The 23,551-nt window shown below is 72.1% G+C and carries 17 protein-coding genes and 1 pseudogene; 8 read left to right on the top strand and 10 right to left on the bottom strand.

Features of this window, described 5'->3' with window-relative positions; genetic code table 11:
- Positions 1-92 precede the first annotated feature (92 nt).
- The 3 genes from fabI to G3A44_RS17365 all read left to right on the top strand — a co-directional run bounded on the left by fabI (position 93) and on the right by G3A44_RS17365 (position 3,872).
- Entirely contained in the window at positions 93-875 is a 783-nt protein-coding gene (fabI, locus tag G3A44_RS17375; RefSeq protein WP_163459021.1) for an enoyl-ACP reductase FabI, read from the top strand.
- A gap of 39 nt (positions 876-914) precedes the next feature.
- Positions 915-2,333, top strand: a complete 1,419-nt coding sequence (locus G3A44_RS17370; protein ID WP_163459020.1) for a bifunctional enoyl-CoA hydratase/phosphate acetyltransferase — start codon at positions 915-917, stop codon at positions 2,331-2,333.
- A gap of 147 nt (positions 2,334-2,480) precedes the next feature.
- Positions 2,481-3,872: an ATP-binding cassette domain-containing protein gene (locus G3A44_RS17365; RefSeq protein ID WP_163459019.1), complete on the top strand. Its 1,392-nt coding sequence runs from the start codon at positions 2,481-2,483 to the stop codon at positions 3,870-3,872.
- A gap of 33 nt (positions 3,873-3,905) precedes the next feature.
- Here G3A44_RS17365 and G3A44_RS17360 read toward each other — a convergent pair whose 3' ends face one another.
- Positions 3,906-4,292: a TraR/DksA family transcriptional regulator gene (locus tag G3A44_RS17360; protein WP_163459018.1), complete on the bottom strand. Its 387-nt coding sequence runs from the start codon at positions 4,290-4,292 to the stop codon at positions 3,906-3,908.
- A gap of 141 nt (positions 4,293-4,433) precedes the next feature.
- Between G3A44_RS17360 and G3A44_RS17355 the strand changes: the two genes are divergently transcribed.
- Positions 4,434-5,192, top strand: coding sequence for a class II glutamine amidotransferase (locus tag G3A44_RS17355; RefSeq protein ID WP_163459017.1), 759 nt, complete (start codon positions 4,434-4,436; stop codon positions 5,190-5,192).
- A 17-nt stretch (positions 5,193-5,209) separates the two neighbouring features.
- Here the strand turns inward: G3A44_RS17355 and G3A44_RS17350 are convergent, their stop codons facing one another.
- From G3A44_RS17350 to purB, 3 genes are all read right to left on the bottom strand, one after another.
- Positions 5,210-7,039: an ATP-binding protein gene (locus G3A44_RS17350; protein ID WP_163459016.1), complete on the bottom strand. Its 1,830-nt coding sequence runs from the start codon at positions 7,037-7,039 to the stop codon at positions 5,210-5,212.
- A 140-nt stretch (positions 7,040-7,179) separates the two neighbouring features.
- On the bottom strand, positions 7,180-8,007 hold the full coding sequence (pyrF, locus tag G3A44_RS17345) for an orotidine-5'-phosphate decarboxylase (RefSeq protein WP_163459015.1): 828 nt from the start codon (positions 8,005-8,007) through the stop codon (positions 7,180-7,182).
- 41 nt (positions 8,008-8,048) lie between these two features.
- On the bottom strand, positions 8,049-9,419 hold the full coding sequence (purB, locus tag G3A44_RS17340; RefSeq protein ID WP_163459014.1) for an adenylosuccinate lyase: 1,371 nt from the start codon (positions 9,417-9,419) through the stop codon (positions 8,049-8,051).
- Positions 9,420-9,616: 197 nt separating this feature from the next.
- On the opposite strand from purB, the pseudogene G3A44_RS17335 reads away from it, so the two are divergent.
- Positions 9,617-10,234: pseudogene (locus tag G3A44_RS17335) on the top strand (glutathione S-transferase family protein).
- Positions 10,235-10,246: 12 nt separating this feature from the next.
- Here the strand turns inward: G3A44_RS17335 and G3A44_RS17330 are convergent.
- Positions 10,247-11,968, bottom strand: a complete 1,722-nt coding sequence (locus G3A44_RS17330) for an FMN-binding glutamate synthase family protein (RefSeq protein WP_163459013.1) — start codon at positions 11,966-11,968, stop codon at positions 10,247-10,249.
- Between the two features lie 92 nt (positions 11,969-12,060).
- Positions 12,061-13,734, bottom strand: coding sequence for a caspase family protein (locus G3A44_RS17325; RefSeq protein ID WP_163459012.1), 1,674 nt, complete (start codon positions 13,732-13,734; stop codon positions 12,061-12,063).
- A 972-nt stretch (positions 13,735-14,706) separates the two neighbouring features.
- Between G3A44_RS17325 and G3A44_RS17320 the strand changes: the two genes are divergently transcribed.
- On the top strand, positions 14,707-17,133 hold the full coding sequence (locus tag G3A44_RS17320; RefSeq protein WP_163459011.1) for a penicillin-binding protein 1A: 2,427 nt from the start codon (positions 14,707-14,709) through the stop codon (positions 17,131-17,133).
- A gap of 59 nt (positions 17,134-17,192) precedes the next feature.
- A complete protein-coding gene (locus G3A44_RS17315) occupies positions 17,193-17,720 on the top strand; it encodes a gamma carbonic anhydrase family protein (RefSeq protein WP_163459010.1) in 528 nt (175 codons plus the stop codon).
- Here the strand turns inward: G3A44_RS17315 and G3A44_RS17310 are convergent.
- A complete protein-coding gene (locus G3A44_RS17310) occupies positions 17,692-18,687 on the bottom strand; it encodes a helix-turn-helix domain-containing protein (RefSeq protein WP_163459009.1) in 996 nt (331 codons plus the stop codon). The two genes, G3A44_RS17315 and G3A44_RS17310, sit on opposite strands and share 29 nt — an antisense overlap.
- Before the next feature lie 135 nt (positions 18,688-18,822).
- Between G3A44_RS17310 and pobA the strand changes: the two genes are divergently transcribed.
- Positions 18,823-20,004, top strand: a complete 1,182-nt coding sequence (gene pobA / locus G3A44_RS17305; protein ID WP_163459008.1) for a 4-hydroxybenzoate 3-monooxygenase — start codon at positions 18,823-18,825, stop codon at positions 20,002-20,004.
- Positions 20,005-20,036: 32 nt separating this feature from the next.
- Here the strand turns inward: pobA and G3A44_RS17300 are convergent, their stop codons facing one another.
- The 3 genes from G3A44_RS17300 to G3A44_RS17290 form a co-directional block, all read right to left on the bottom strand.
- The gene (locus G3A44_RS17300) at positions 20,037-21,233 is read right to left on the bottom strand and encodes an ABC transporter permease (protein ID WP_163459007.1); all 1,197 of its coding nucleotides are present in this window, start codon (positions 21,231-21,233) and stop codon (positions 20,037-20,039) included.
- Positions 21,220-22,050 (bottom strand): ABC transporter ATP-binding protein, encoded by an 831-nt coding sequence (locus G3A44_RS17295; protein WP_163459006.1) that lies wholly within the window; start codon positions 22,048-22,050, stop codon positions 21,220-21,222. Before G3A44_RS17295 ends, G3A44_RS17300 begins: the two co-directional genes overlap by 14 nt.
- The coding region (locus tag G3A44_RS17290; protein ID WP_163459005.1) for an alpha/beta fold hydrolase at positions 22,047-23,551 on the bottom strand (1,505 nt) is incomplete at its 5' end. The genes G3A44_RS17290 and G3A44_RS17295, both read right to left, overlap by 4 nt.

The following is a 23,551-nucleotide window of genomic DNA, read 5'->3' as shown; positions in this document are numbered from 1 at the left end:
TCAACCCAGGGTTAACCCTGGGTTCTGCTCGGGCATTCATGGCGGCACCACAAAACTCGGGCATGTTCGCAGGTTCCTGACAGGAGCCGCTCATGAGCCAGACGCCTTTCCCGCCCCCCCTTGCCGGTCGCCGCGGCCTGGTGTTGGGGGTGGCCAACGATGCCAGCATCGCGTGGGGCTGTGCCCGGCAGCTCCATGCCCAAGGCGCCCGACTGGCCCTGAGTTGCCTCAATGCCAAGGCCCGTGCGGTGGTCAGTCCCTTGGCCGAGGCGCTGCAGGCCAGCCTGCATGAGTGCAACGTCGAGGCGCCGGGGGCCATCGCCGGCCTGGTCGAGGCGGCGGCGGCCGAGCTGGGCGGTTTGGACTTCGTGGTCCATTCCATCGCCTTCGCCCCCCTGGCCGAGTTGCATGGCCGGGTGGCCGACAGCACGGCCGAGGGCTTTGCGCGGGCCATGCGGGTCTCATGCCATTCCTTTGCCGAGCTGGCCCGGTGTGCCGAACCCCACCTGGCCGCCCGCCAAGGCACCCTGGTGACCATGAGTTACCTGGGGGCCGAGGAGGCGGTCCCGAACTACGGCCTGATGGGCCCGGTCAAGGCGGCGCTGGAGTCCCTGGTGCGCTACCTGGCGGCCGAGCTCGGGCCGCAGGGCATCCGGGTCCACGCCGTCTCGCCCGGCCCGATGCCCACCCGGGCCGCTTCGGGCCTGGCCGACTTCGACGGCCTGATGGCCACTGCCGCCCGCACGGCGCCGCTGCGTCGCCTGGTCACCCTGGACGAGGTGGGCGCCCTGGTCGCCTTCCTGGCGGGGCCTGGTGCCACCGGCATGACCGGCCAGACGCTGTACGTGGATGCAGGCGAGCATGCGGTGCGTTGAGCGCGGCGTGGACCTGACCCCTGAGAAGGAGGACCTGACATGACGGGCATGGCCGGCGCCGAGGGCGCCCACGGCGTGGTGCACAACCACACCTTCGATGAACTGCAGCCGGGCCAGCGTGCCGAGTTGCACCGCACCCTGGCCATGGACGACATCAAGGCCTTCGCGGCGGTGTCGGGGGACGTGAACCCCGCCCACCTGGACGCGGCCTGGGCCGAGACCACCCGGTTCCACGGTGTCATCGCCCACGGCATGTGGGCCGGGGCGCTGGTCTCCAGCCTCCTGGGCACCGAGTTCCCCGGGGCCGGCACCATCTACCTGGAGCAAAACCTGCGCTTCCACCGTCCGGTGCGCGTGGGCGACGCGCTGGTGGTCAGCGTCACCGTGTTGGACAAGGACCCGGCCACCCGCAACGTGCGGCTGGACTGCGCTGTCGTCAACCAGGTGGGCGAGCAGGTGGTCAGCGGCCAGGCGCTGGTCAAGGCCCCGTCGCAGAAGATCAGCCGGCCCCGGCTGGCCGCACCCACGCTGCACCTTTTCGACCCGGAGGCCCGGCTGGCGGCCTGGGTGGCCGCGCAGCGCCCGGCGCAGCCCGCGCGCTGTGCGGTGGTGCATCCCTGTGACGCGTCGTCGCTGCGCGCGGCTGTGCAGGCCGCCGCCGCGGGGCTGGTGCAGCCCGTGCTGCTCGGACCTGCGGCCCGGCTGCAGGCCCTGGCTGACAGCCTGGAGCTGACGCTGGCGGGCTGCACCCTGGTGGACCAGCCCCACAGCCATGCGGCGGCGCAGGCCGCCGTGGCCTTGGCCGCGCGGGGTGAGGTCGACCTGCTCTGCAAGGGCAGCCTGTCCACCGAGGAGCTCATGCTGGCGGTGCTGGCCGAGCCGGCCCTGGCCACCGGCCGACGGCTCTCGCACGTGGCGCGCTTTGAGGTGCCTGCCTACGGCCGACCCCTGCTGGTGACGGATGCGGCGGTCAACATCCGACCGGACCTGGCCGCCAAGGCCGACATCCTGCGCAACGCCATCGACCTGGCCCAGGCCCTGGGCGTGGCCTGCCCGCGGGTGGCCGTGCTGTCGGCCGTCGAGACGGTGACGCCGCGCATCGCCTCTACCCTGGACGCCGCTGCCCTGTGCAAGATGGCCGACCGCGGGCAGATCCGTGGCGCGGTGGTGGACGGTCCGTTGGCCTTTGACAACGCCATCTCCATGGAGGCGGCAGGCCTGAAAGACCTGCACGGTCCCGTGGCCGGGCAGGCCGATGTGCTGCTGGCGCCGGACCTGGAGGCCGGCCACCTGCTGTCCCAGCAGCTGGAGTACCTGGCCGGTGCGGCCAGCTGCGGGGTGGTGCTGGGCGCGCGTGTGCCCGTGGCCCTGGCCCTGCGGACCGGGGCCGCCAGCGCCCTGCTGGCCTCCATGGCCTTGGCCGGCCGGGCACTGGCGGCCTCCACGTCAGGGGGATAACTCACAGATTGATGCCAACGGGGGTGCGGGGGCGGACAGGGCCGCTAGACTCCGTGTTGGCACCTGGGTCGACGGGCGCACCGAATTGGGCGGCGCGCTGGCATTCACCGGCCGCAGGGAAGCCTTCTATGGGACATGAGCAGTAGCATGCCCGGTGCAAGCATTCTGGAGTTGCAGCAGTTCGGTCTGACGGCGGGCGAGCGCGTCCTGCTCAGCCGGGTCGACCTTCGGGTGCCCGCCCGCGGGGTGACGGTGCTGACCGGTCCGGCCGGCGGCGGCAAGTCCATGCTGCTGCGCGGCATGGCGGTGCTCTCGCGCGATGTCGGCCGCATGGTCCACCACGGACGGGCGCAGTTCCATGGCGCGCCGCTCCAGCCCCGCAACCGGCCCTTCATGGCCTTTCCCAACCCGCCGGGCATCCGCCTGTCAGTGGAGGAGTTCATGCGCCGCTGCCACCGGGCACGGCAGCCCAGTCAGATCCTGGACCTGGACCTGGCCTGGCAAACCCTGGCCTGGCATGGCTGCGGCGATCTGGTGGCCCTCAAGCAGGCCGAGCTGGCCGACCTGAGCGTGGCCCAGTTCCGGCGGTTGGGTATCGGCATGGCCGCCGTCATGGGGGAACCGCTGGTGCTGCTGGACGATCCCACGGCGGGCCTGCCCCGCGCCGGCGCCATCAGCGTGCTGTCGCTGATGAGCCAGTTGGCCAAGGACCGCGCCGTGCTGGCGGTGATGCGCCAGATCGAGCACATCCGGGCCATCGGCCAGCTGGTGGTGCTGATGGCCCACGGCCAGGTCTGCGCCGCCGAGCCGGTCACCACCTTCTTCCGTCCGGCGGCGGACTCGCCAGTGGCGCTGTTCCTGCGCACCGGCCAGTACCTGCCGGCTTCACCCACCGCCACCCCGGCGGCTGTGTCAGCCGCCATGCCGCGGCCCGCCGAGCCCTTGGCTCCGCCCACCGACTGGGGGGACGTGGCCTCGCCGGCGCCTTCGGATTTCCTGGAGTCCCGCGAGCCGACGGCGCCGCTGGCGCCTCGTCCCGGTCTGCCCGTACTGCCCGCGCCGATGCGCTGGGTCGAGCCGGGGCGGCTGGGTTGCCTGCTGCTGCCCGCGGGCCAGCGCCTGCTCGACAGCACCCTGACCACATTGCGCCAGCTGGGGGTGGGCACGGTCCTCACCCTGGGCCTGGAAGGGCCGGCCATGGCCGAGTCGGCCACTCTGGCGGGCCTGCAGCTGCGGGCCGCCGCCGACGCCGGTACGGTTCACAGCACCGCGGGCCTGGCCCAGCTCATCGGCCAGGTGGCCGAGGGCCTGGACCATGGGCAGGTGGTCTGCGTGCTGGCGCAAGAGGGCGCCGGTCTGGCGGCGCTGATGGCGGCGGGCTGGCTGGTGCGGCAGGGCACCTCGGTGGCCTCGGCCCTGCACCAGACGCAGGCCCTGGAGGCCACCTTCCGCTACACCGCGCAGGAGGAGTGGCAGCTCATCAAGCTGGAGGCGGCGCTCAAGCGCCAGGGCGGGCGGGCGCCCGAGCCAGTGCGCTGAGGCGCCCAACGGCCCCGTCAGGCGGGGTAGCCCTCACAGGGTATGGCGCGGCTGCCAGCCTTCGCGGGCGCTCTCGCAGGCCACGCAGCGCAGTGCCCAGGGCTCGGCCTGCAGGCGGGCCAGCGCGATGGGCTCGCCGCAGTCGGTGCACAGGCCGAAGCCGGGATGGTCCAGGCGCATCAGCGCCTGCTCGATGTGGCCGAGCTCCTGGCGCTCACGGTCGGCGCGTGCCAGCGCCACTTCCCGATCGGCGTCGCGCTGCGGCGCATCGTCCCCATCCTGCAGCAGCAGCTCCGTGGCGTAAGCCACGCGGTCCTGGCCCTGCAGCTGGGCCTGGCGCTGTTCGATCAGCTGCAGGCGTCGCGCCTGCAGGCGCTGGGCAAGTTGGGCACGTTGTTCAGAGGTGGGCAGAGCGGTCATGAGGCTTCTCCTTGTGCTGCCATGGTCCCGCCGCGGCGCGGGCTGGGCCTTGACCCGTCTCAAGCCCGGCCGCAGCCTGGGCCGGCCTCCTAGAATCCGGCGCCATCCCTTCTGCTGCACGCCCTTGCCGGCCCTCCTGACATGTGCCAACTCCTGGGCATGAACGCCAACACGCCGACCAACGTGATGTTCAGCTTCACCGGCCTGGCCACCCGCGCCCAGGAGCACAAGGACGGCTTTGGCATCGGCTTCTTCGAGGACCGCGGCGTGCGGCTCTTCGTGGATGCGCAAAGCGCCCGCAGCTCGCCGGTGGCGGCGCTCATCAAGACCTGGCCCATCCGCAGCAGCCAGGTGATCGCCCACATCCGCAAGGCCACCCAGGGCCAGGTGGCGTTGGAGAACACGCACCCCTTCCAGCGCGAGCTCTGGGGCCGCTACTGGGTGATGGCGCACAACGGCAACCTGGTGGACTTCCACCCCCGGCTGCATGGCGCCTTCCGGCCGGTGGGGGACACCGACAGCGAGCGCGCCTTCTGCTGGCTGATGCAGGAGCTGGCCAAGTCGCATGCCAGCGTGCCCAGTGTGGAGGAGCTCAGCCGCACCCTGGCCGAGCTGTGTCCGCGTCTGCACCGGCACGGCACCTTCAACATGCTGCTGTCCAACGGGCAGGCGTTGTGGGCCCACTGCTCAACCCATCTGCATTGGGTGGTGCGAGAGCACCCCTTCCGCCCCGTCTCGCTCAAGGACGAGGACCTGCGGGTGGACTTTGCCCAGCACACCACGCCGCATGACCGCGTGGCCCTGGTGGCCACCGAGCCCCTGACGCGCGACGAGGCCTGGACGGCGATGCGTCCGGGCGAGCTGCGGGTCTTTGTCGAGGGGTTGCCGCGGCCGGTCTGAGCGGCCGCCGGGCGGCGTCAGCGGCTGGGCAGACCCAGCAGGCGCATCACCATCTGCCGGGTCCGGGGCGGATCGATGGGCTTGGTGAGGAAGCCGTCCATGCCGGCGGCCAGGGCTTCGTCCTGCTCATGCTGCAGGGCGGCGGCGGTCAGGGCCACGATGGGCAGCTGCTGGTGGGTCCAGTCCAGGCGCAGGCGCCGGGTGGCGGCCAGGCCGTCCATCTCGGGCATCTGCAGGTCCATCAGGACCAGGTCCACCGGTTGTCCGCGGCGCGCGGCCTCCCGGACCGCCGCCACCGCCTGGGCACCATCACCCACCTGCGTCACCTCGGCGCCCCAACCCTCCAGCATGGCCGCCACGATCAGCATGTTGACCGCGTTGTCCTCGGCCACCAGCACATGCACCCCCTGCAGGGGCTGGCCGTCCATCAGGGTCAGGCCGCTGCTCTGGGTGGTGGCCGCATCGGCCGCCGGAAGGGGCAGTTCCAGCCAGAAGCAGCTGCCCTGGCCGGGCTGGCTGTCCACGCCCACCTCGCCGCCCATGAGCTGGGCCAGCTCGCGGCAGATGGACAACCCCAGGCCAAAACCACCGGCACGCACCGCCTGCGGGCCCTGGGCCTGGACGAAGGGCTGGAACAGGCGGGCGCAGGTGGCGGCGTCGATGCCGGGTCCGGTGTCGTGCACCTCGAAACGCACCCGGTCGCCCGCAGCGGGTTCCACCACCAAGTGCACGCCGCCCTCCCGGGTGAACTTCAGTGCGTTGTGCAGGAAGTTGACCAGGATCTGGCGCAGCCGGTCCCAGTCGCCCACCACGATGTGCGGCAGCTGAGGCGCCAGTGACACCTCCATCTGCAGCCCGCGCGCATCGGCCAGGGCGCTGAAGGCCCCGCCCAGCGGATCGAGCTGGGCCGGCAGGTCAAAGGGTTGCGGCTGCACGCTCAGGCGGCCGGCCTCGATGCGGCTGAAGTCGAGGATGTTGGAGAGGATGCGCGAGAGCGCCTCGGCGCTGTCGCACAGCAGCTCGATGTAGCGGCGCCGGCGCAGGTCGTCCAGTCCGGGGTCCCGGGCCATGCCCGCCAGGCCCAGCAGGGCGGAGAGCGGTGTGCGGATCTCGTGGCTGGCCCGCGCCAGGAACTGGCTCTTGGCCCGGCTCGCCGCCTCGGCGGCGTCACGGGCCTCGGTCAGGGCGCGGGCCTGGGCGGCGGCCTGCTCGGCGCGCTGGCTCTCGGCCAGCCGCTGGGCCCGGGCCTCTTCCGTGATGTCGCGGGCGGCGATCAGCACCACCTCGTGGCCCTGCAGCGGGGCCACCTGGCAAGCCAGCTGGACCACCATCTCCTGCCCGTCATGCCGGCGGAAGCGGCCGCTCCAGGCCAGGGGGCGACCCTCGCGCCGCAAGGCCATCATCCAGACCAGGCGGTCGGCGGGATTGACCCACAGGCCCAGGTCCAGGGCGGTGCGCCCCAGGGCCTCATGCGGCGCCCAGCCGGTCATGCGCTCGAAGCCGGGGTTGACCCACAGCAGCCGGCCGGTGGCGCGCTCGGTGATCACCAAGGCATCGGGCAGGTAGGTGCACAGCACCTCGGCCCAGGGGGGATCGGCCAGCGGGTCGAGGGCGGCGGCCTGTCCGCCAGGAGGGGCACCGCCCTGGCCGTCGCTGTCGCCGGCGTGGTCAGCAGCGGGCCGCCAGCGGGCCGCCAGGCCGGCGCCCAGGCTGGCCCCCAGGGCGCCCAGCAGGGGGTTGCCCAACCAGCCGCTGCCCAGGGCGGCCCCACAGGCTGCGCCCAGCGCGATGCGCAGCAGCTCATGCAGGCGCATGGGCGCGGTGGGCGTCGAGGCGGGGGCGGGCATGGGGTGTGGCGGGCGTGCCGCGGTAGGGCTGCGTCAGTGTGCACCCGTTGGGGCTGGCGCGTAATCTGTTTTTGGGTGGCGTGCTTCGTTCCGGGGGGGCGCAGCGCCGGTGCCCTGTCCGGGCGCCGGCGCCGGCCGGCTCAGGTGGCGGGGGCGAAGCGGGCGCGGGCCAGCTGTTCTCGGGTGGCCTGGGCCACTTGGCGGGCGGCCAGGGCGTAGTCTTCGCCCTGGCTGGCGTAAAGCACGGCCCGCGAGGAGTTGACGATGATGGGCGCGTCCGGCCGCCAGGCGGCGGCCACGGTGGCGGCGGCGTCTCCGCCCTGGGCGCCCACGCCGGGAATCAGCAGCGGCAGGGTGGGCGCCAGCTCGCGCACGCGCTTGAGCTCCTCGGGGAAGGTGGCCCCCACCACCAGGCCCAGGCGGCCGGAGGCGTTCCAGGGGCCGGCGGCCAGGCGGGCCACTTCCTCGTAGAGCTTCTCGCCCGAGGCCAGGGTCTGGAACTGCAGGTCCGAGCCGCCCGGGTTGGAGGTGCGGCACAGCAGGATCAGGCCCTTGCCGTCGTACTTCAGGTAGGGCTCGATGGAGTCGAAGCCCATGTAGGGCGAGAGCGTGACCGCATCGCTCTGGTAGCGCACGAAGGCCTCGCGGGCGTACTGCTCGGCGGTGGCGCCGATGTCGCCGCGTTTGGCGTCCAGGATGATGGGCACATCCGGCGCCACGCGGCGGATGTAGGCCATCAGCTGCTCGAGCTGGTCCTCGGCGCGGTGGGCCGCAAAGTACGCGATCTGCGGCTTGAAGGCGCAGACCAGGTCCTTGGTGGCATCCACGATGCGGGCGCAAAACTCGAAGATCCGGCGCTCGTCACCCTTCATGCCCACCGGGAACTTGGCCGGTTCGGGATCCAGGCCCACGCAGAGCATGGACTCGTGGCGGTGGGTGACGTGGTCCAGCAGGCTGGTGAAGTTCATGGGGGGCTCCGGGTTCTGGGCGTCGTGGGGGGCGGCGGTCTTCAGCCGATGCGGCGGGCCAGCTCGACGGCGCGGCCGATGTAGCTGGCCGGGCTCATGGCCAGCAGGCGGGCCTTCTCTTCGGCCGGCAGGTCGGTGCTGTCGATGAAGCCCTGCATCAGCTCGCGGGTCATGGGCTTGCCGCGGGTGAAGGCCTTGAGCTGCTCGTAGGGCTGGGGCAGGCCGTGGCGGCGCATCACGGTCTGGATGGCCTCGGCCATCACTTCCCAGGCCTCGTCCAGGTCGGCGGCCAGTGCGGCCTCGTTGATCTCCAGCTTGCCCAGACCGCGCAGCAGCGAGTCATAGCCCAGCACGGCGTAGCCCAGGGCCACGCCCATGTTGCGCAGCACGGTGGAGTCGGTCAGGTCACGCTGCCAGCGGCTGATGGGCAGCTTCTGGCTCAGGTGGGCCAGCAGGGCGTTGGCCAGGCCGAAGTTGCCCTCGGCGTTCTCGAAGTCGATCGGGTTGACCTTGTGCGGCATGGCCGAGGAGCCGACCTCACCGTCCTTCAGGCGCTGCTTGAAGTAGCCCAGCGAGATGTAGCCCCACACGTCCCGCGCGAAGTCGATCAGGATGGTGTTGGTGCGGGTGACGGCATCAAACAGCTCGGCCATGTAGTCATGCGGCTCGATCTGGATGGTGTAGGGGTTGAAGGTCAGGCCCAGGCCGCCTTCGACCACGCCGCGCGAGAAGCTTTCCCAGTCGGTCTCGGGGTAGGCCACGCTGTGGGCGTTGTAGTTGCCCACGGCGCCGTTCATCTTGCCCAGCAGCTTGACCTCAGCGATCACCGTGCGGCTGCGCTGCAGGCGGGCCACCACGTTGGCGATTTCCTTGCCCACGGTGGTGGGGCTGGCGGTCTGGCCATGGGTGCGGCTGAGCATGGGCACGGCGGCAAAGCGCTGGGCCATGGCGGTCAGGGCGGCGATGATCTGGTCCAGCGTGGGCAGCACCACCTCGGCGCGGGCGGCCTTGAGCATCAGCGCATGGCTGGTGTTGTTGATGTCCTCGCTGGTGCAGGCGAAGTGCACGAACTCCAGGGCGGCCTCCAGCTCGGGCACGCCCTTCATGCGCGACTTGATGAAGTACTCCACGGCCTTGACGTCGTGGTTGGTGGTCTTCTCGATGTCCTTGATGGCCTGGGCGTCGGCTTCCGAGAAACCGCTGGCCAGGGCACGCATGTGAGCGCGGGCGGCCTCGGACAGCGGGGCGTAGCCCGGCAGGCCGGCGTCGGACAGGGCGATGAACCACTCCACCTCCACTTGCACCCGGCGGTGCATCAGGCCGTACTCCGACAGCAGGGGACGCAGGGCGGCGACTTTGGCGGCGTAGCGGCCGTCCAGGGGGGACAGCGCCATCAGGGCGGAGTGGGTCATGGAGCAGGCGGAGGGAGGGTCAGGGGAGCGGCCCGTGTGCGGTCTGCCACAGGCGCGGGGCGGCGCCGGGCCGCACTTGAGGGAAGTCCCTGATTTTAGACGGTGTGCGGTCCGGGGGAATCTGGGGGGCCCGGGCAGCGGACGAAAGCCCCTCGCTAGAATCGCGCCGACCCCAGGGAAGTACCAAGATCCAATCCATGAAACTGCACGGCTCTCTCACCAGCCCCTATGTCCGAAAGGTCCGTATCGTGCTGGCCGAAAAGAAGCTGGACATCCAGTTCCTCCAGGAGGACGTGTGGGGCAGCGAGGCCATGCTGGCCGTCAACCCGCTGGGCAAGGTGCCCTGCTTGGTGATGGAAGGCGGCGAGGCCATCTTCGACTCCCGCGTCATCGTGGAGTACGTGGACACCCTCTCGCCGGTGGGCAAGCTGCTGCCGCCCAGCGGCCGTTAGCGGGTGGAGGTGCGCACCTGGGAAGCCCTGGCCGACGGCCTGCTCGACGCCTGCGTGTCCGCCCGCATGGAGGCCACCTGGAGCGGCCGCACCGATGCCCAGCGCTGCCAGGCCTGGATCGACCGCCAGATGGTGCGTGTGGAGTCCGCCCTGCAGGCCATGGCCCTGGGCCTGGGCGAAAAGCCCTTCTGCGCGGGCAACCACTTCAGCCTGGCCGACATCGCGGTGGGCTGCGCCCTGGGCTACCTGGACTTCCGCTTCCCGGCCATCTCCTGGCGCGAGCGTCATGGCAACCTGGCCCGTCTGGCCGACAAGCTGGCCGCGCGGCCGAGCTTCGCCGACACCCTGCCGCCGGCCGCCTGAGGCCGCGTTCGGCTAGGCCGTCTCCTGCTTCGCCGCCCCGCGGGTGGCCGACTCCTGCGTTTCCTCCCGTGCTGAAGGCGTCGGGTCTGCTGTTGTTTCGCGGGGGCTGAAGGCGTCTGCCCGTGCCCGGGGCCAGTAGCGGGCGAAGATCTCCGCCGGCCAGGGTTGCTGGCCGCGCTCGGCCGCCAGCAGGCTGCCCGGGGCCATGAAGCGCAGGTGGTCGGTCAGCAGGCAGACCTTGCCGCTCTCCATGCGCCGCATGATGTGCTGCGGGCCGATCTGGTTGGGGTGGTGCAGGCCTGCGGCCTGCACCAGCTCCTGCAGCGCATGCAGGGTGTTGCGGTGGAAATGGGCCACCCGCTCGATCTTGTCAGTGACCACCAGGGCCCGTTGGCGCACCGGGTCCTGGGTCGCCACGCCGGTGGGGCATTCGCCGGTGTGGCAGCTTTGGGCCTGAATGCAGCCCAGGGCGAACATGAAGCCACGCGCCGAGTTGCACCAGTCGGCCCCCAGGGCCATGGCCCGGGCGATGTCAAAGGCGCTGACGATCTTGCCCGAGGCGCCCAGGCGGATGTCGGCCCGCAGGTTCAGCCCCACCAGGGTGTTGTGCACCAGCAGCAGCCCCTCCTGCAGCGGCATGCCCACGTGGTCGGTGAACTCCAGGGGCGCGGCGCCGGTGCCGCCCTCGGCCCCATCCACCACGATGAAGTCCGGCAGGATGCGCGTCTGCCGCATGGCCTTGGCGATGGCGAACCACTCCCAGGGGTGGCCCACGCAGAGCTTGAAGCCGGTGGGCTTGCCACCGGAGAGCTGGCGCAGCCGGTCGACGAACTGCAGCAGCTCGATGGGGGTGGCGAAGGCCGTGTGGCTGGCCGGTGACACGCAGTCCTGCCCGGGCGTCACGCCGCGGGCGGCGGCGATCTCCGCCGTGACTTTGGGGCCGGGCAGCACGCCGCCGTGGCCGGGCTTGGCCCCCTGGCTGAGCTTGATCTCGATGAGCTTGACCTGAGGGTCCATGGCGTTGGCCACGAAGCGTTCCTCGCTGAAATGCCCGGTCGCGTCGCGGCAGCCGAAGTAGCCTGAACCGATCTCCCAGACCAGGTCGCCGCCGTGCACCCGGTGGTGGGCGCTGATCGAGCCCTCGCCCGTGTCATGCATGAAGCCGCCCTTGCGCGCGCCGCCGTTGAGCGCCTGGATGGCGTTGGCCGACAGGGCCCCAAAGCTCATGGCGGAGATGTTGAACACGCTGGCCCGGTAGGGCTGGGCCCGGCCGCCACCGATGGTGATGCGGAAGTCGTGCGAGGCCAGCTGGGTGGGCACGATGGCGTGGTTGATCCACTCATGGCCGTGGGCATGCACATCCATCTGGGTGCCGAAGGGCCGCTTGTCCGGCTGACCCTTGGCCCGTTGATAGACCAGGCTGCGCTGCTGGCGCGAGAAGGGCGCGGCTTCGTTGTCGCTTTCGATGAAGTACTGGCGCATCTCGGGCCGGATGAATTCCAGCAGGTAGCGCAGGTGCCCGATCACCGGGTAGTTGCGCAGGATGGCGCGCTTCTGCTGGCGCAGGTCCTGCCAGCCCAGCATGCTGCCGGCCAAGCCCGGCAGCACCCACAGCGGATGCCAGCCGGCCCACAGGGCGCCGGCCGCGCCGGCCAGCGTCCAGACGACGCACAGGCCCAGGGTCGCCCAGCGCAGGGGCAGGAGGTGGTTGAGGCGTGACAACCAGCGGGGCATGGCGCTCTCCGGGAGGGCCGCCTTGGCCCCCAGGACTGCATGGTGGGGCCTGTAGGGCTGGGCGGCCGGCCGATATGCCGTGCGAAAGCCCGTCAGTTTGTCGCGTCGGCGTGGCTTTCTGCTGCCGTCTGGCTGGCCGAGCCGGTGCCGTCGTGCACGCGGCGGTACTGGACCAGGTCCTCACGCTGCCGCCACTTGAACGTATTGCCCGCCTGGTCCCGACGGCTGTACTCTGAGGCGACGGGAGCCCCCACCTCCGGGCTGTACCAGTGGGTGGTCAGCCAATACTCCTGCCAGCGCTCGTGGCCCCGGCTGGCCGTGACCCATTCCCGCAGGTCCACCCGGTACGCCATGAAGGTGCCCGCGGGCACTTGGACCGACTCCTGGCCCGCGACCCGCAGTTCGGCATCCACCGCATAGAGGATCGCCTGGTCGGCCTCGCCTTCCGTCAAGCTGTAGCGCAGCCGCTGATTGGGAACGGTCTGGGCGAGCTCGTGCCAGATGGGTCGGTAGGGGCTGTACCGCTGGGCAGGCCTGCCGGGAATGGCGCCCAGCGCACGCAGATGTCCCTGGCGGTGCAGCTCGGCCTTGTCCTGGCCCTGCAGGCTGCCGTCCGGCTGTACGGCGGTGACCACGATCTCGTATTCGCCCAGCTGGCGCTGTGTCCAGCCCTCCCGCACTTGGTACTGCCAGCGGTCGCCCACGCCGTAGCCAAAGGGATTCAAGGCAGGTGGTGGTGCCACGGCGGACCGCTCCTGCTCCACCGCTCTCAAGTGCAGCATGCGTCGCAGCGCCTCCTGGGCATGCTGACCCGAGGGAAAGCGCCGCAGGTAGGCCTCCAGGGGGCCTGCCTGGCTGGCGCGGCTGACCGCCTGCCACATGGCGTCGTCCAGTTCAGCCTCGGGCGAGGGAAGGGGGGTGGCCTCGGCGGGCGTGGGCGGCTTGGCCGGGGCCGCAGCGCTGGCGGCTCCCTCGGGCTGGAGGGCCGCGGCGAGGGCGCCGCCGGGGCGGATGGGGGTGAGGAAGTAGAAGTCGCCTTCCAGGGACGTGCTCTCCCAGGGGATCTGCCGACCTTGCGATTCCCGTCGGACCGCCGCGCGCACTTGCTTGAAGACGTCCTCCACTTTCAGGCCCGGGGTCCGCATGGCACGCAGCAGGTGTTCGGTGTAGAGGCCGTTGCTGCCCACCCCGTCGCTGCTGACGGAGCCGGGCGCGGTGGCGAAGGCCACCAGGGTGCCCACCGGCGCCTCCATCTGGGCCAGGCCCTGCTGCTGACTGCGGAAGCTGCGGGCGAAGGGATTGTTGCGGCAAGCGTCCAAGACCAGCAGGTTCGTGCTGTTGCCTGCAGACTCCATTTTGTCTAGCACCGCCTGGGCGTCCAGGGCGTGATAGGCCACTTCGTCTTCCCGCTGGATCTCGGCGCCCACCGGGATCAGGTAGTTGCGGCCCTTGATCTGCATGCCGTGTCCGGCGAAGTAGAACAGGCCGGTGCTCTGCCGCCCGCTGCTTTTGAGGCTGTCGCCGAAGTCGCGCACGGCGGCCTGCATCTCCCGCAGGGGGGCGTTGAGCTTGAGGACCACCCGAAATCCGCTGGCCTCCAGGGCGGCGGCAATCGCACGGGCGTCGTTGGTGGGGTTGGCCAGCGGCGCGTCCGCATAGTGCCCATTGCCGATCACCAGGGCCAGCCGCAGACCCTCCGCCGTGGCCAGCCCGGGTTCCCCGGTGGCGGACGGGGTCGCGGTCCATGCGGGGGATGTGGTGGCCATGGACGCTTGGGGCGTCACGGGGGATGGGGCCGCCGTCGTGCCCGGGATCCCCGCGGCGGGTGTTGGTGCCAGGGGCGAGGCGGCGACCGGCGCCGGGCGTGGCGAGGCCTGACCCTGGGCGCTTGCGGGACCGGTCGGGCGCGCAGCGGAGGTGGCCGTGGCGGGACGCACCCGGGCGTCCGCCGTGGCTGGGCGGGGGCCCGTACCGGCCCCGCGGCCGGTGATGGGCCTGGGGGCGTCGGGCTCAGTCTCGGGCAGTGGTGGTAGCCGCAGGTCCGGCGCGCCAGCGCTGCGTCCCGGCTGGGCCGCCCCGGTGAGGGGGGCGTCGGCCGGGCCGGGCGTGGCCGCGTCGGCCGGTGCTCGGGGGGAGACCTCGGTGGCATGGGCGCCCTCTGCGACCGGGGCGATGCCGGAGCCCGTGGGGACCGGGCCTGCGGAACGGGGCCAGATCATGAGCATCGGGGCGGGCAGCTGGGCGGTGGGCGCCACTTCAGTGGCGCTGGCCCGCGGGCCAGCCGCCGGTGTCGGCCGCGGTGTGGTGCGGCGTGTGCCCGCCGCGGGACTGCCTGCGGGCGTGGCGGTGGTGGTGGCGCTAGGGCCCGGCGACTGGGCGCCCGCACTGGCGGCGGCGCACAGCAGGAACGCCGAGACCGGTCCGCAGGACCACCGAGACCGGGAGCACCGGCCTGCGCGCTTGAATCGGATCATGGACACCTCGCCTGATGGGCGACCTGGTGGCCGATGAGGCACCCGTGGTCGCCCTGACTCTCTTGGTTGGAGTTGGGGGCAGAACCGGATACCGCGTGGATCCTGCGCCGATGTGATCGTGTCGAATGGTAAACACAGGGTCTTCCCTGAGGGGCAACAGTCCACACGCGCAGTCGGACTTGTCCGCACAGTCCGCTGTTGATAATCCCCGGCGTGCCCGCTTGCCGGCCGGCGCGCTCCCACCGCAGTTTTCTCCTGTCCGACATGACCGACGACCGTCCGCCCCTGCTGTCCCGACTCCGCGCGCGGCTGGCCGCCCAGCCCTGGCTCTGGCCCGTGGTGGTCCTGGGCGCTGCGGGGGGGGCCGGGCTGCTGCTGGTGCTGCTGGCTGCCCTGGTGTATTTCCCGCAGCTGCCGGCGCTGGACCGGGTGACCGACTACCAGCCGCGCCTGCCGCTGCAAGTCTTCACCCGTGATGGGGTGGAGATCGCCCAGTTCGGCTCCGAGCGCCGGCAGTACCTGCCCATCGCGCAGATCCCGCGGCGCATGCAGGACGCCATCGTCACGGTGGAGGACATCCGGTTCCGCGAGCACAGCGGGCTGGACTTCCGGGGCATCGCGCGCGCGGTGTTCAACGTCTTCACCCGCGGCCGGGTGGAGGGGGCCTCCACCATCACCCAGCAGGTGGCGCGCAATTTCTTCCTCTCGGCGCGACGCACGCCCGAGCGCAAGATCAAAGAAGCGCTGCTGGCCCTCAAGATCGAGGGGCAGCTCTCCAAGGACGAGATCCTGGAGCTGTACATGAACCAGATCTACCTCGGCCAGCGCGCCTACGGTTTTGGCGCCGCGGCCCAGGTGTACTTTGGCAAGCCGCTGGCGGAGCTGTCCATCGCCGAGTGCGCGATGCTGGCGGGCCTGCCCAAGAACCCGGCCTTTGCCAACCCCATCACCAACTTCGCCCGGGCCAGCGCGCGCCAGCAGGTCATCCTGGCCCGGCTGCACGAGACCGGCACCATCTCGGACACCGAGTACGCCGCCGCCAAGGCCGAGAAGCTGGTGATCCGCACCAAGCTGCAGACCACGGTGCATGCCGAGTACGTGGCCGAGATGGCCCGCAAGGCGGTGTACGACCAGTTCGGCGAAGCGGCCTACACCTCCGGCATCAAGGTCTACACCTCGCTGGTGGCCGCCGACCAGCAGGCCGCCTGGGCGGCGCTGCGCCGCGGCGTGCTCGACCACGAGCGCAAGCAGCCCTGGCGCGGCCCTGAGGCCCAGGAGGACCTGCCCGACGACGACAGTGCCGACACCGTGGCCGCCCAGATCCTCAAGGAGCATCGCGATGACGAGGACCTGCGCGTGGCCCTGGTGCTCAAGGCCAGCCCCAAGTCGATCACCGCCCAGCTCGCCAGCGGCGAGACCATCACGGTCGGTGGCGACGGGCTGCGCCTGGCGCAGCCGGGGCTGGTGGCCAAGCCCACGGCCGAGCTGTCGGTGCACCGTGGCTCGGTGATCCGGGTGGTCCGGCACGAGCGGCAGGGCTGGCAGGTGGCGCAGTGGCCCCAGGCGCAGGGCGCCCTGGTGTCGCTGGACAGTGGCACCGGGCGGGTGCGCGCCCTGGTGGGCGGCTTTGACTTCACCCGCCAGCAGTTCAACCACGTCACCCAGGCCTGGCGCCAGCCCGGCTCCAGTTTCAAGCCCTTCCTGTATTCGGCGGCGCTTGAGCATGGCGTGATGCCCCAGACCCTGATCAACGATGCCCCGCTGGTGCTGCCCGGCGCCGGGGGTCCGGGGGACTGGAACCCGCAGAACTCCGACGGTGAGTTCGACGGCCCCATCAGCCTGCGCCGGGCCCTGGCCAAGTCCAAGAACCTGGTGAGCATCCGCCTGGTGCAGCAAATGGGGGTGGGCCCGTCGCGCGAATGGGTGGGGCACTTCGGCTTTGAAGCCGCCAAGCACCCGGACAACCTCACCCTGGCCCTGGGCGCCGGCAGCGTCACGCCGCTGCAGCTGGCCTCGGCCTACGCGGTGCTGGCCAACGGCGGCTACAAGGTCAGCCCCCTGGTGATCGAGCGCATCGTCGACGGCGAGGGCAAGACCGTGTTCGAGGCCCCGCCCGCGCCGGCGCTGTCCGAGGACCTGCGCGTGGTGCCGGCGCGCAACGTCTTCATCACCAACAGCCTGCTCAATGAGGTGACCCGCAGCGGCACCGCCGCCCGCGCCCAGGCGCAGCTGGGCCGCCCCGACCTCTACGGCAAGACCGGCACCACCAACGACGCCGTGGACGCTTGGTTCGCCGGCTTCCAGCCCGGCATCGTCGCGGTGGTGTGGATGGGCTACGACGAACCGCGCAGCCTGGGCAGCCGCGAGTCAGGCGGGGGCCTGTCCCTGCCGGTCTGGATCAGCTACATGGAGCGCGCCCTGCGCGGCGTGCCGGTGGCTCCGCAGGTGCCCCCCGAGGGCGTGGTGGAGGCCGGCGGCGACTGGCGCTATGCCGAATATGCCGAGGGCGGCTGGCTCACCGGTGTGGGCCTGGAGGAGCCGGGCGCGGCAGAGGCGGCGGCCTCCGCCGCGGCGGGCGCCAGCGCCACCGGGCCGGCGCCTGTGGCGGCCTCCGCACCTGCCACGCCCGCCTTGCCTGTCACGCCAGTGCCGCCACCGGCCCTGCCGCCCGCGCCGGCCTCGGCCCCCTGAACCAGGCGCGGGCCGCCTGCCGGCCCGCCGCGACATCTCAACGACTGGAGACAGATCCCATGGCCTTGTATGAACTCGATGGTGTGGCCCCCGTGGTGCCCGACTCGGCCTGGGTGGCCGAGTCGGCTGAGGTGATCGGGCGGGTGGAGCTGGGCGAGGACGTGAGCGTCTGGCCCGGTTGTCTGATCCGGGGCGACCAGCCCGAGCCGGTGCGCATCGGCCGCGGCAGCAATGTGCAGGAGGCCACGGTGATGCATTCGGACGCTGGCGTGCCGCTGACCATCGGCGAGGACGTCACCATCGGGCACCGTGCCACGCTGCACGGCTGCACCATTGGCGATGGCTCGCTCATCGGCATCGGCGCGGTGGTGCTCAACGGCGCGCGCATCGGGCGCCACTGCCTGGTGGGCGCGGGCGCCCTGGTCACCGAGGGCAAGGTCTTCCCCGATGGGGTGCTCATCGTCGGCAGCCCGGCCGTGGTCAAGCGTGAGCTCAGCCCCGAGCAGATCGAGCGGCTGAAGCTCAGCGCCCAGCATTACGTGGCCAACGGCCAGCGCTTCAAGACCCGCCTGCACCGCGTGGGCTGAAGCCCGCCGGCTCCCCGGTGGCGGGGGCGGTGGCCACCGGCGTGCTGGCCGGCCGGCGCGCCTCGCGCCAGGCCTGGGGCGACTGCCCGCACAGGCGCTGGAAGAAGCGTGAGAAGTAGGCCGGGTCGGCAAAGCCCAGCGCCAGGGCAATCTGCTTGATGCTCTGGCGGGTGTAGGCCAGCTCACGCTGGGCCTCCAGCAGCAGGCGGGCATGCAGCAGGTCCAAGGCGCTGCAGCCGGCGGTGGCGCGGCACACCCGGTTGAGCTGGGTGGCCGTGAGGCCCAGCTCGGCGGCCAGGTCGCTCACCCGCGGCTGCAGATGGAAGCGCGAGGCCACCAGCGCGCGGTAGCGCACCAGATGGTCGTGCGCCCGCCGGGGCGGGCCGGCCGCGGCCCCCGCCGGCGTCGTGTCGGGCAGGGCCCGCGCCAGGCCCAGCACCCAGCGCAGCCACAGCGCATCCAGCGTCTGGGCGCGCCAGGGGGCATGGCCGGTGTATTCCTGCGCCAGCTCGTCCACCAGGGCCTGCAGCGTGCGCGCCAGGGCCGGGGTGCGGCGCAGGGGCAGGTGGGCCGGCTGGCCCAGGCGGGCCAGCAGCGTTCCATCGGCCGCGCCCAGGCGCTGCAGCAGCGGCAGCAAGTGGGCCGCCTGCACCGTCAGCACATGGCCCTGCACCCCGGGCTCGAAGCGAAAACCGTGCGCCGCCAGTGGCGGCACGCTGACCACGCAAGGCCCGGTCAGGGGCTCGGTCCGGCCGTCCAGCCAGGCCTGGGCCTGGCCGCTGCGAAGGTGCAGAAATTGCTGGAATCCCTCGTGGCGGTGCGGCCGGATCTCCCAGTCGTGCAGTCGGCTGCGCGCCGAGATGGTCTCCAGGTGCCACGGCTCACTGCCCTGTGCTGGGGCGGGTTCGCCGTAGAGCTGGTAGGCCGGCAAGGGCTGGTCGGGCGGCGTGGAGGGCAGGGTAATCACCGCCTCAGTATGTTCCATAAGTGCAAGACCCTGCCGGGTCCGTGCATGGGCGAACCGGGCCGTGCGCCGCACACTGCCGGGCATTGCGGGGCCTGCCGGGCCCCGACCTGCTGAACCCTTCCTGAGGTGATCGCCATGCGTACCCAAGTCGCCATCATCGGCGCCGGCCCGTCCGGCCTGCTGCTCGGAGCCCTGCTGCACAAGGCGGGCATTGACCACGTCATCCTGGAGCGCCAAACGCCCGAATATGTGCTGGGCCGCATCCGCGCCGGCGTGCTGGAGCAGGTGGCCGTGGACCTGCTCAACGAGGCGGGGGTGGGCGAGCGCATGCACCGTGAAGGCCTGCCGCACGACGGTTTTGACCTGTGCTTTGGCGAGCGCCGCCACCGCATCGACCTGCATGCCCTGACCGGCAAGCGCGTGATGGTCTACGGCCAGACCGAGGTCACCCGCGACCTGATGGACCACCGCACCGCCGCCGGCCTGCACACCGTGTACGAGGCCGCCAACGTCAGCCTGCACGACTTTGACGGCAGCCAGCCGCGCGTGCGCTACGAGAAGGACGGCCAGACCCACGAGATCCAGGCCGACTTCATCGTCGGCTGCGACGGCTACCACGGGGTGGCCCGCGCCAGCGTGCCGGCCGGCGCCATCCAGAATTTCGAGAAGATCTACCCCTTCGGCTGGCTGGGCGTGCTGGCCGATGTGCCGCCGGTGCACGAAGAGCTGATCTACGCCAACCACGAACGTGGCTTTGCGCTGTGCAGCATGCGCAGCAAGACGCGGGTGCGCTACTACGTGCAGTGCCCGCTGGAAGACAAGGTCGAGCAGTGGAGCGACGCCGCCTTCTGGGATGAGCTCAAGCGCCGCCTGCCGCCCGAGGACGTGGCCCGCATGGTCACCGGCCCGTCCATCGAGAAGAGCATCGCCCCGCTGCGCAGCTTTGTGGCTGAGCCCATGCGTTTTGGCCGCCTGTTCCTGGCCGGCGACGCCGCCCACATCGTGCCGCCCACCGGCGCCAAGGGCCTGAACCTGGCGGCCTCTGACGTGGGCATCCTCAGCCGCGGCTTGGCCGAGTACTACGGCGGTGCCGCCAGCGGCCGTGAGGCCGGCATCCACAGCTACTCGCAGCGCGCCCTCTCCCGCATCTGGAAGGCCGAGCGCTTCAGCTGGTGGTTCACCTCGCTGATGCACCGCTTCCCTGAGAACGGCGAGTTCGGCCGCAAGATGCAGGAAGCCGAGCTGGACTACCTGGTCAACTCCGAGGCCGCTATGACCGCCATGGCCGAGAACTACGTGGGCCTGAGCCTGGGCTGAGGCCCGGGCGCCGCGTGCCGGCGCCGGCCCGTTCAGCCCCCGGCGCCCCGCCGCAGCCGGCGGGCGACGCTGGCCAGCGCCAGCAGGCTCAGCAGGCCGCAGCTGAGCCAAGAGGCCAGCAGGGCCCCGGCGTCCACCGGGCTGCCCTTGAGCACCTGGTTGAGCAGGTTGAACTGCGCCAGGCCCGGCACCCAGCGCTGCCAGGGGGATTCGCCCTCCAGGCTGAACAGGGTGACCATGGGCAGCATCTGCACTGCCAGCACCACCAGCGTGCTGCTGGCCTGGGCTTCCTTGACGGTGCGGCAGGGCAGGGCCACGGCCATCAGCACCGCGGCCATGGCCGCGGCCAGCGGCAGCAGCAGCACGATGAAGCGCAGGGCCTCGGCAGGCCCGTAGCGGAACAAGGCGGCCAGCGATTCGCTCTGCAGCAGCCATTGCCCGGGCAGGAAGCTCAGGCTGCTGAGCACCGCGATCAGCAGGCCCACCGCCGCCACCGCCGCCCACTTGCCCAGGGCCAGCGCCCAGGGGGGCACGGGGTTGAGCAGCAGCGGCTCCAGGGTGCCGCGCTCACGCTCGCCGGCGGTGGTGTCCAGTGCGGCGTTCAGCGCGCCGTAGAGCACCGCCATCAGCACGAAGAACGGCAGCATGCCGGTGACCCGCGCTGCGCGCGCCGCCGGGTGGGCCAGATCCTCCTCGGCCACCCGCAGGGGCTGCAGCACCTGGGGTGACACCCCGCGCAGGGCCAGTTCCAGGCGGGCGCGTTCGTGGGCAAAGCCCTGCAGCAGGGCCTGCAGCTGCTGCGCCGACCCCTGGGCCCGCGGGTTGTCGCTGGCGGCCACCACCGTCACCCGCGGCGCGCGGCGCTCGCGCAGGGCCTGCTCGAAGTCGGGTTCCACCCGCAGCACCGCCTGGGGCAGGCGGTTCTCGCGCAGCAGGCGCTCATGCTCGGGCGGGGCTTCGCGCAGCTGCCAGCCCTGGCGCAGCAGGTAGTTTTCCAGGGTGGGGGCCCGGCCCAGGCCCTGCACCAGGGCCTGGCGGCTCTGGGCACGGGCCTCCATGTCCGACACCAGGCCGGAGAGCAGCACCAGCACCAGGGGGCCCATCAGCACCGCGCTGACCAGCACCATGAGCAGGGTGCGGCGATCGCGCAGGGCGTCGGTCCACTCCTTGCGGAACACTGCCCAGGCCCCGGCCAGGGCGCTGCCGGGTGGGGTGTCAGCGCGGCGCATGGTCGGCTCCTGCGTCCAGGGGGCCCCCGGGGGCGGCGGCTGGCGTGTCCTCAAAGGCCAGGGCGACGAAGGCTTCCTCGAAGTCCTGCCGCCCGGTGGCCTGCCGCAGCGCGGCCACGCTGCCCTGGGCCACCGTGCGCCCCTGGGCCACCACCACCACGTGGTCGCACAGGCGCTCCACCTCTTGCATGATGTGGGTGGACACCAGGATGCACTTGCCTTGCCGGTCGCGCAGCTCGCGCAGAAAGTGCCGCAGCGCACGCGTGGCCACCACGTCCAGGCCGTTGGTGGGCTCGTCCAGGATGATGTTGGCCGGGTCGTGCACCAGGGCGCGGGCCAGGGCGGTCTTCATGCGCTCGCCCTGGCTGAAGCCATCGGCCCGGCGGTGCAGCAGCGGCACCATGTCCAGCCACTGGGCCAGTGCCAGGGCGCGTTCATGGGCATGTTCAGCGCTCATGCCCTGCAGTTGGCCGTGGTAGATGATGTTCTCCAGCGCGGTCAGCCGCGGGTACAGCCCGCGGGCGTCGGACAGCACGCCCAGCCGGGCCTGGGCGGCGCGCGGCTCGGGGTGCACCGGCAGGCCATCCACCTGCACCCAGCCGGCATCGGGCGCCAGCAGGCCGGCCACCAGGCGCAGCGTGGTGGTCTTGCCTGCGCCGTTGGCCCCCAGCAAGCCGGTGATGCAGCCGTCGGCGGCGGTGAAGCTCACGTCGGCCACCGCGGTGATGGGCGCACGGGCGGGCCCGGCACGGGGCCGCCAGTCCCGCAGGCGTCGTGGCGCAGGAAAGCGGCGGCAAAGGTGTTCGGTCTGGATCATCGCGGGGCGGCTGCAGGCGGCTGGGTCGGCGGGGGCGTGTCCTGCCGAGGGCGGGCGCCGTCTGTCAGGGGGAGCGGACGGGGCAGGCCCAGGCTGCAGGAGCCCCAGGCCACGGCGGTGAGGGGCACCGAGCCGCCGGCTGGCGGGGCGCCCAGCGCACCGGAGACGCGCAGGGCGGCGGCCTCGTCAGGGGCCTGGATGAAGCGGCGCACCCGGTCGGCGACGCAGGGGTGGGACAGCAGGCCGTGGCCGCCGTGGGTCATCACCTCCAACCGTGCCTTGGGGCCCAGGGCCTGGGCCACGCGCAGCGCGTGCCGCGGCGGGGTGACCGGGTCGTCACCGCCGGCCCACAGCATCACCGGCGCCGGGCTGGGTGGCAGCGGTGCGGGCGGGGCGCCGGTGGGCCAGCCGCGGCACAGGGTCTCGTACTGGCGGCGCAGCGGGCCGGGCCGGGCGCCAGTGGGCAGGGGGGCCATGTCCTCCTGGCACACCACGGCGTAATGCAGGCCGTGGTAGAGGCCCGGCCCCCCGTCCGTGCCCTGCAGGCTGGCGGCCAGGCCCAGCAGGCCGTCGGGCCGTCCGGCCATGGCAGCCTCCATGGCGCGAGGCAGGCCGGCGGCCAGCGCGGGCTGGTAGAGCGGAGCGCGCAGCAGGCCGGCCACCTGCTCGGCGTCCAGGCGCACACGCTCCAGGGTTCCGGTGAGTGGATGGGCCAAGGTGAAGGTCTGCGGCAGGCGTGCCAGCCAGGCCTGCCACCGCGCGCCCAGACGGGGATGGGCCTGGTGGCAGGCCGGGTCGGCCGCGCAGGCCGCCAGCCAGCCGTCCAGCGCGGCCTGCGCGTCCTGCTCGGCGGCGTCGGGCAGGCCCATGCCCGCCGGGGCCACACCGTCCAGCACCAGGCGCCGCACGGTCTGGGGCTGCTGGCGCAGCAACTCCAGCGCCAGCCGCGTGCCATAGGAGACGCCGATCACGTTCCACTGCGCCACGCCCAGGGCCTGCCGCACGGCCTCCAGGTCGGCGGCGGCCTGTGCGGTGCCATAGGCCGTGAGCCGCCCCCCGGGCAGGCGTTCCAGGTCCTGGCGGCAGGCGGCCAGGGCCCGGGCCTGCGCCTCGGTGCCGGCCAACTGCTGCGACAGCGGGGCGGTGGCGGGCTGTTCCAGCGCCGGGCAGCGCAGCGGTGCGCTGCGTCCGGTGCCGCGCTGGTCCACCAGCACCAGGTCGCGCTGCTGGCCCAGCGGGCCGACCAGGGCCTGCAGGGTGGCGGCCAGCTCCACCGCGCTCTGTCCCGGGCCACCCACCAGAAACAGCAGCGGATCGGGCCGGGGTTGGCGGGCCAGCGCCGGCAGCACCGCCACCTGCAGCGTGATCTGCGTGCCGTGGGGATCGGCAGGATCCAGGGGGCGGGCCAGGGTGCCGCAGCGCACGGCGGTGGCCAGGCCCGGCAGGCGGCAGGGCTGCAGCGACAGCGCGGGCGCGGGCGCGGGCGCGACGGGCGGCGCGG

Origin of the sequence: Ideonella livida (assembly GCF_010499455.1) — a bacterium.
GTDB classification, from domain to species: domain Bacteria; phylum Pseudomonadota; class Gammaproteobacteria; order Burkholderiales; family Burkholderiaceae_C; genus Ideonella; species Ideonella livida.
Note: the sequence above shows the minus strand (reverse complement) of the source record. Positions and strands in the feature narration are given on the sequence as shown.

What these genes read in the sequence shown, in the direction of transcription:
- fabI (WP_163459021.1), top strand. Translation starts at nt 93, where the DNA reads ATGAGCCAGACGCCTTTCCCGCCCCCCCTTGCCGGTCGCCGCGGCCTG.
- pobA (WP_163459008.1), top strand. Translation starts at nt 18,823, where the DNA reads ATGCGTACCCAAGTCGCCATCATCGGCGCCGGCCCGTCCGGCCTGCTG.
- G3A44_RS17355 (WP_163459017.1), top strand. Translation starts at nt 4,434, where the DNA reads ATGTGCCAACTCCTGGGCATGAACGCCAACACGCCGACCAACGTGATG.
- G3A44_RS17330 (WP_163459013.1), bottom strand. Translation starts at nt 11,968, where the DNA reads ATGCCCCGCTGGTTGTCACGCCTCAACCACCTCCTGCCCCTGCGCTGG.
- pyrF (WP_163459015.1), bottom strand. Translation starts at nt 8,007, where the DNA reads ATGAACTTCACCAGCCTGCTGGACCACGTCACCCACCGCCACGAGTCC.
- G3A44_RS17370 (WP_163459020.1), top strand. Translation starts at nt 915, where the DNA reads ATGACGGGCATGGCCGGCGCCGAGGGCGCCCACGGCGTGGTGCACAAC.
- G3A44_RS17315 (WP_163459010.1), top strand. Translation starts at nt 17,193, where the DNA reads ATGGCCTTGTATGAACTCGATGGTGTGGCCCCCGTGGTGCCCGACTCG.
- purB (WP_163459014.1), bottom strand. Translation starts at nt 9,419, where the DNA reads ATGACCCACTCCGCCCTGATGGCGCTGTCCCCCCTGGACGGCCGCTAC.
- G3A44_RS17360 (WP_163459018.1), bottom strand. Translation starts at nt 4,292, where the DNA reads ATGACCGCTCTGCCCACCTCTGAACAACGTGCCCAACTTGCCCAGCGC.
- G3A44_RS17325 (WP_163459012.1), bottom strand. Translation starts at nt 13,734, where the DNA reads ATGGCCACCACATCCCCCGCATGGACCGCGACCCCGTCCGCCACCGGG.
- G3A44_RS17350 (WP_163459016.1), bottom strand. Translation starts at nt 7,039, where the DNA reads ATGCCCGCCCCCGCCTCGACGCCCACCGCGCCCATGCGCCTGCATGAG.
- G3A44_RS17365 (WP_163459019.1), top strand. Translation starts at nt 2,481, where the DNA reads ATGCCCGGTGCAAGCATTCTGGAGTTGCAGCAGTTCGGTCTGACGGCG.
- G3A44_RS17320 (WP_163459011.1), top strand. Translation starts at nt 14,707, where the DNA reads ATGACCGACGACCGTCCGCCCCTGCTGTCCCGACTCCGCGCGCGGCTG.
- G3A44_RS17300 (WP_163459007.1), bottom strand. Translation starts at nt 21,233, where the DNA reads ATGCGCCGCGCTGACACCCCACCCGGCAGCGCCCTGGCCGGGGCCTGG.
- G3A44_RS17295 (WP_163459006.1), bottom strand. Translation starts at nt 22,050, where the DNA reads ATGATCCAGACCGAACACCTTTGCCGCCGCTTTCCTGCGCCACGACGC.